This window comes from Limnohabitans sp., assembly GCF_044373035.1.
GTDB lineage: Bacteria > Pseudomonadota > Gammaproteobacteria > Burkholderiales > Burkholderiaceae_C > Limnohabitans_A.
In genome coordinates this window covers 1-6,461 of sequence record NZ_JBILQU010000129.1, presented here as the reverse complement: position 1 = coordinate 6,461, position 6,461 = coordinate 1, and the positions used below count along the sequence as shown (strand labels likewise).

At 60.2% G+C, this 6,461-nt stretch carries 7 protein-coding genes and 1 pseudogene; 4 read left to right on the top strand and 4 right to left on the bottom strand.

The annotated features are described in order from the left end of the window. Positions 1 to 106: 106 nt before the first annotated feature. Complete coding sequence (gene gatC, locus ACIQ47_RS13970; RefSeq protein ID WP_396438695.1) at positions 107 to 406, bottom strand: Asp-tRNA(Asn)/Glu-tRNA(Gln) amidotransferase subunit GatC; 300 nt, start codon at positions 404 to 406, stop codon at positions 107 to 109. 213 nt (positions 407 to 619) lie between these two features. Here gatC and ACIQ47_RS13965 point away from each other — a divergent pair, with 213 nt between their 5' ends. From ACIQ47_RS13965 to mrdA, 4 genes are all read left to right on the top strand, one after another. Then, a complete protein-coding gene (locus tag ACIQ47_RS13965) occupies positions 620 to 1,663 on the top strand; it encodes a rod shape-determining protein (protein WP_062408136.1) in 1,044 nt (347 codons plus the stop codon). A 69-nt stretch (positions 1,664 to 1,732) separates the two neighbouring features. Next, positions 1,733 to 2,674: a rod shape-determining protein MreC gene (gene mreC / locus ACIQ47_RS13960; RefSeq protein ID WP_396438694.1), complete on the top strand. Its 942-nt coding sequence runs from the start codon at positions 1,733 to 1,735 to the stop codon at positions 2,672 to 2,674. Continuing rightward, a complete protein-coding gene (gene mreD, locus ACIQ47_RS13955) occupies positions 2,671 to 3,192 on the top strand; it encodes a rod shape-determining protein MreD (RefSeq protein WP_396438693.1) in 522 nt (173 codons plus the stop codon). Before mreC ends, mreD begins: the two co-directional genes overlap by 4 nt. 23 nt (positions 3,193 to 3,215) lie before the next feature. Then, positions 3,216 to 5,195 carry a penicillin-binding protein 2 gene (gene mrdA / locus ACIQ47_RS13950; protein ID WP_396438696.1) on the top strand — a complete coding sequence of 660 codons (1,980 nt, stop codon included), beginning with the start codon at positions 3,216 to 3,218 and terminating at the stop codon, positions 5,193 to 5,195. Positions 5,196 to 5,327: 132 nt separating this feature from the next. Here the strand turns inward: mrdA and ACIQ47_RS13945 are convergent, their stop codons facing one another. The 3 genes and pseudogenes from ACIQ47_RS13945 to ACIQ47_RS13935 all read right to left on the bottom strand — a co-directional run. Further along, entirely contained in the window at positions 5,328 to 5,702 is a 375-nt protein-coding gene (locus ACIQ47_RS13945) for a hypothetical protein (protein ID WP_396438692.1), read from the bottom strand. Positions 5,703 to 5,722: 20 nt separating this feature from the next. Beyond that, on the bottom strand, positions 5,723 to 6,094 hold the full coding sequence (locus ACIQ47_RS13940) for a TraR/DksA family transcriptional regulator (RefSeq protein ID WP_396438691.1): 372 nt from the start codon (positions 6,092 to 6,094) through the stop codon (positions 5,723 to 5,725). 115 nt (positions 6,095 to 6,209) lie between these two features. Further along, positions 6,210 to 6,461, bottom strand: a pseudogene (locus ACIQ47_RS13935) (glutathione S-transferase); the annotation flags it as partial.

Sequence of the window (6,461 nt, the reverse complement as noted above, 5' to 3'; positions counted from 1 at the left end):
CGGGCCAAAAAGCCGGTGGCCACTTCCACAGCGCTGACCTGTTTGGTCTTGAGGGCCTGGGCCAGTTCGGCCACGGTCATGTCGTGCAGAGAATTCATCGTGCGGCTCACTCGATCACCTTGGGCACCAAAAACAGCCCGCGCTCGACGGCCGGGGCGCTGCGCTGGTTCAAATCGCGTTGGTTGGGTTCGCTGGCCACGTCGGGGCGCAGGCGCAGCGTGATGTCCTGGATGGCGGCCACGGGGTGGGCCATGGGGGTGATGCCGGTGGTGTCCACGGCCTGCATGGCCTGGACGATGCCGAAAAAGCCGTTGATTTGCGTGAGCATGCGCTCACTTTCTTCGGGTTGAAGCTCCAGCCGAGCCAAGTTGGCGATGCGGGCAATATCCTGTGGGGTCAGCGACATGGTTTGAAATGGGGATGTAAAGGTCGATTTTCCAGGCCTGACTGCGATCGCGCACGCGCGACGCGGCAGGGGATCGGGTATTATCCCGTGTTTGCTGAAGGGCTCGGAACGCCCTGAAAACCAGCCCTTTTCGACCCACACGATTTGACCGTTGTGCTGTCCGCCACTGGGTTTTCCGGTGTTTGCGGGCTCATGAGCACCCAAGGATTGCCGATGTTTTCTTCTTTTCGCCGTTATTTTTCCAGTGACCTGGCCATTGATTTGGGCACTGCCAACACCCTGATTTTTGTGCGCGATAAAGGCATTGTCCTGGACGAGCCCTCGGTTGTTGCGATCCGCCACGAAGGTGGGCCCCAAGGCAAAAAGACTTTGCAAGCCGTGGGCCATGAAGCCAAGGCCATGTTGGGCAAGGTGCCCGGCAACATCGAAGCCATTCGCCCCATGAAGGACGGCGTGATCGCCGACTTCACAGTGACCGAGCAAATGCTCAAGCAGTTCATCCGCATGGTGCACCCCCGCAGCACCTTTCGACCCAGCCCCCGCATCATCATTTGTGTGCCTTGCGGCTCCACCCAGGTTGAGCGCCGTGCCATTCGTGAATCGGCTTTGGGCGCAGGCGCTTCCGAGGTGTATTTGATCGAAGAACCCATGGCCGCGGCCATCGGCGCGGGTTTGCCCGTGTCGGAGGCGTCTGGCTCCATGGTGGTGGACATTGGTGGCGGCACCACCGAAGTCGGTGTGATCTCGCTGGGCGGCATGGTTTACAAAGGCAGTGTGCGCGTGGGTGGCGACAAGTTCGACGAGGCCATCATCAGCTACATCCGCCGCAACTACGGCATGCTGATTGGCGAGCCCACAGCCGAGGCCATCAAGAAAAACATTGGCTCGGCCTTCCCCGGCAGCGAAGTCAAGGAGATGGAAGTCAAGGGCCGCAACCTGTCCGAAGGCGTGCCGCGCAGCTTCACCATCAGCTCCAATGAAATCTTGGAGGCGCTGACCGATCCGCTCAACCAGATTGTCTCCGCTGTCAAAACCGCGCTCGAGCACACCCCGCCCGAGTTGGGCGCCGACATCGCCGAGCGCGGCATGATGCTCACGGGCGGCGGCGCTTTGCTGCGCGACCTGGACCGATTGCTGGCCGAAGAAACCGGTTTGCCGGTGCTGGTGGCCGAAGACCCGCTGACCTGCGTGGCGCGCGGTTGCGGCATGGCGCTTGAGCGCATGGACCAGCTGGGCAGCATTTTTACCAGCGAATAAGAACAGGGCGGTTGCAGTTTGCTTGCAACCCAACTTTCCCAACCCAACACCATCCGGTGCAATTGAACCATGGCCCTGGATACGCTTGAACGCAGTGCCCCACCGACCTTCCGGCAGGGCTTGTCCACCACGTCCAAGACCTTGCTGCTGGGGCTGCTGGCGGTGTTGCTGATGGCGGCCGACCATCGTTTGCACATCTCCCAGCCTGTCCGTTCGGGTGTGGCCTTGGTTTTGTCCCCTTTGCAGTGGTTGTCACTGCAGCCGGTGAATGCGGTCAACGCCCTGATGCTTTACTTTGGCAATTTGGAAGATGCGCAAGACGCTGCCTTGAGCTTTCAGACCCGTACCATCGCTCAGGCCCAACGTCTCCAGCAAGTGGAGCAACTCAGTCAGGAAAACGCCCATTTGCGGCAACTGCTCGATTTGCGATCCCAAGTGGCCGGCCCGTCCAAGGCGGTGCAGGTGCTCTACGACACCTCTGACCCTTATACACAACGTGTGGTGGTGGACCGTGGCCTGATGGCTGGCATTGTCCCGGGCTCGGCGGTCATCGACACGGCCGGGGTGGTCGGTCAGGTCACCCGCGTTTACCCCTTGGTCAGTGAAGTCACGCTGCTGACCGATCGGGCTCAGAGCATCCCGGTCATGAACGCCCGAACCGGCAGTCGCCATGTGGCCAATGGCGATCCTCAAGCCCTGGGTGGCTCGCTTGACTTGAAGTTTGTGCCTGCAGGTGCAGACATGCAAAAGGGCGATCTGCTGACCACCAGTGGCATCGATGGCGTATACCCTGCAGGCTTGCATGTGGGGCGCATTGCCCGGATTGATCGACGCGTGGATTCGTCGTTTGCCCGTGTCCACGCCGAGCCTATGGCCACTGAACGCGGTCGTCATTTGTTGGTTTTGCAGCCGGTCAAGGACTGGCCAGAACCGCCCAAGCCAGAGCCGACCAAAGCGCCCAAAGTCAAGGCAGCAGCCCCCACCATGCCCGCCGCAGGAGCCAAGCCATGATCATGCCCGCAGGGCGTCCCCTGCTTTTGCCTGCCAACCCCAAGTTCATTGCCATGAGCTTTGTGTTGGCCTTGTTGCTGCACATGTGGTTGGGTCTTTTGGGCTGGTACTGGCTGCCCGATGTGCTGGCCATTGTGATGGTCTTTTGGACCGTGCACCAACCGCGCCGAGTGGGTTTGGTGCTGGCCTTTTTGCTGGGCTTGGCGCTGGATGTTCACGAGTCCGCCTTGTTGGGCCAAAACGCGCTGTCATACGTGGTGCTTTCTGGAATGGCCACGGTGGCGCAGCGGCGTATGCATTGGTTCCCCTTGGGCGAGCAGGCGTTACAAATTTTGCCGCTCTTTGTGGTCGCTGCGCTTGTAGAGTGGCTCATAAGGCTGGTGGCGCATGATGCCTGGCCCGCATGGAGTCAGCTGCCAGGGCCTTTGCTGCAAGCGGCCTTGTGGCCCTTGGTGGGGGCCTTGCTGCTGGCTCCCCAACGTCGCGCTTTTGAGCGCGACGACATCCGTCCGCTGTGAGCATGTCCCTGAACCTGCCCTCATTGGCTGAGCTGCGCGATTCACGCGCCGAAATTCAGCGCTTTCAAGGCCGCGTGCTGGTCATGCAGTGGGTGGTGTTGTGCTGCTTTTTGCTGCTGGCCAGTCGGCTGGCTTATTTGCAAGTGGTTCGCCACGAGGATCTGTTGGCGCAAGCCGAGAACAATCGCACAGCCATCTTGCCCACGGTGCCGCCGCGTGGCACGATTTTGGACCGCAACGGCGTCGTGCTGGCGAGCAACTATTCAGCTTACACGCTGGAGATCACGCCTTCGAAGGTCAAGGACCTGGAGACCACGATCAACGAGCTGGCTGAGTTGGTGGACATCCAGACCAAGGACCGTCGCCGTTTCAAGCGACTGCGCGAAGAGTCCAAGAGCTTTGACTCACTGCCCATCCGCAACCGTTTGACCGATGATGAGGTGGCCCGCTTCAGTGCGCAAAGTTACCGCTTTCCCGGTGTGGAGATCAAGGCTCGATTGTTCCGTCAGTACCCGTACAGCGAATTGGCCAGCCATGTGATTGGCTACATCGGACGCATCAACCAGCGTGACAAGGAGCGGCTGGAAGAGGATGAGGACGAGGCGGCCAATTACCGGGGCACCGAATACATTGGCAAGCTGGGTGTCGAGCAGCGCTACGAGCGCGAGCTCCATGGCATCACGGGCGTCAACGAGGTGGAGACTTCCGCCGGGGGGCGGGCCACGCGCAGTTTGTCAAGCCGTCCCGCCATACCGGGACAAAACGTGGTTTTGTCCATCGACATTCTGCTGCAAAAAATGGTGGAAGACTTGTTCGGGAACCGGCGCGGCGCCCTGGTGGCGATGGACCCCAACAACGGCGAGGTGCTGGCCTTTGTGAGCAAGCCGACCTTTGACCCCAACTTGTTTGTGGACGGCATCGATGTCGAAAATTGGCAGATGCTCAACGAGTCGATCGACAAGCCGCTGCTGAATCGGGCATTGCGCGGCACCTACCCGCCAGGTTCGACCTACAAGCCTTTCATGGCCATGGCCGCTTTGTCTACGGGCAAGCGCAGTGCCAGTACTGTCATCAACGACGCAGGCTCTTGGACGTATGGCGGGCACACTTTCCGCAGCCATGGCGATGCCGGGCTTGGACCGGTGGACATGGTGCGATCCATTGTGCTGTCGAGTAACGTGTATTACTACTCGCTGGCCAATGACATGGGTGTGGATGTGATTCACGACTTCATGAAGCCGCTGGGTTTTGGCCAGAGCACCGGCATCGACTTGCCCGGCGAAGTGCGCGGCATCTTGCCCAGCACGGAATGGAAGCGCAATTATTACAAGCGGCCCGAACAAAAAAAGTGGTACGGCGGCGAGACCATCTCACTGGGCATCGGTCAGGGGTACAACACCTTCACCATGCTGCAACTGGCCTCGGCCACAGCCACGCTGGCCAATGGTGGCCTGCAGTTCAAGCCACGGGTGGTCACGGCCACGCAGGATGCCTTGACCCACGCACAGGTGGAGGTGACTGCGCAGCAAGCCCTGAGTTTGGGCTACAAGCCCGAGCATGTGGATGTGGTGCACAAAGGCTTGGTGGGGGTGGTCACCTCGGGCACCTCGGCCCGGGTGTTTGCCGGGGCAACGTACACCAGTGCCGGAAAAACCGGCACAGCGCAGGCGGTGACCATCGGGCAAAAAGAGAAATACGACGCGGGCAAACTGTCTGAATACCAGCGCGATCACGCCTTGTACATGGCCTACGCACCGGCTGAAAAGCCGCGAATTGCGGTGGCGGTGGTGGTGGAGAACGCGGGTTTTGGCGCGGCTTCGGCAGCCCCTATTGCAAGGCGTGTGTTTGACTATTGGCTGTTGGGTCAATACCCCAGCGAAGAAGACATGGCGGCCACTCAAAAAGGCCAGTCTGCCAGCCCGATAGGCAAGCCTCGGGCCAAATCCGAAGTGCCATTGATGGGCCCCAAAACCTTGCCTGCTGGCAGAGCCGAAAAACCCTGATGCGGGATGTTCAGCTGGCGTAGACCGTGGCCAGGTTGGCAAAGCCTGGTGAAGGCCTATCCGTCAGTCTGCTGCTGGGCAGCGGGTACAACCCGACACCCGCTCATGCATGAGCCTGAATACAGGTGTCGCTCAGGCCTGTGTGGGGTCTGTGGCCATCGCGTCAAATTTTTTGAAGTAATGTTTGGCCAGAGCCACCAGCTGGCCGTCAGAGGGGTGGTCACTGGCGATGCTGTCGACGATGGCTGCGGCGGTGCTTTTGTGGTGGGCCGCGCACCAGTCACGGAATTCGTTGCGAGCCAGGCCTGGTCCGGTCACCAGCACTTCGTGGGTGCCTGCTAGGGCTTGGGCCACCTCGGCGTAAAAGGCCGCCGTGTCACCGGCCTTGCCTTGGTGTTTGTGGTGGCTGCGCGAATGGATGCGCTGGGCTTCAACGTGCTCACGGTCAAACATGACCACATGGGCTTGCTGGTGGTCCATCCAGACCACGGCGTGATAAGTACTCATGAAAATCCTTGGTTAAAAAATCAACGGTGCTGCTCGGCCACAGTCTGGCAACCGATGCAGCGTTTGGCAGTGGGGTAAGCCTGTAAACGCGCAGGCGCAATGGTCACGCCGCAATCGGTGCACTGGCCATAGGTGCCCGCATCCATGCGCTCCAGTGCGGCTTCGATGTCCCCCAACTCGGCGGTTTCGTGTTCGTTCATGGCGAACTCGTCATCGCGCTCGGAAATGGCTTGGGCCCGGTCATCCAAACTGCGCACATCGTGATCAGCGGCCATGTCGGCGCGCGAGATCAAGCCACCGCGCTGTTCGGCGATGCGCTGCAGCAGTTGCGTGCGCTCATGCAAGAGGCGCTTGCGGTGGAGGGGGAGGGTTAAGGTGTGGGATGAAGTCATGGCTTCATCCTAGGCGTCTAGGGTGACGCGGTATTGATGTGGGTCAACCCCTGCTGCCTCGGGGTTGCAGCCATGGGCAGGGGTTGATGCGCCTCAAGTGTCCAAGCGCATAGACTCAGCTTTTGGCTTTCATGCGTGACATCATCAATTCCATGTTGGCTTTGCGATCGGCATTGACTTTTTGCATGTGGGGGCGTTCGCCCATCATCTTGAGGTATTCACGCGCTGGCAATTCGGCCAAAAAGTCTTTGCCGTAAATCAGCTTGGTGGCACCCGAAATCAGGGGCAGGTGCGTGACGGCTGCGCAGTCGGCCAGCGTCAGGCTGTCGCCCGCGATGAAGGGCGAGAACTTGGCCAGCTGGGCAAA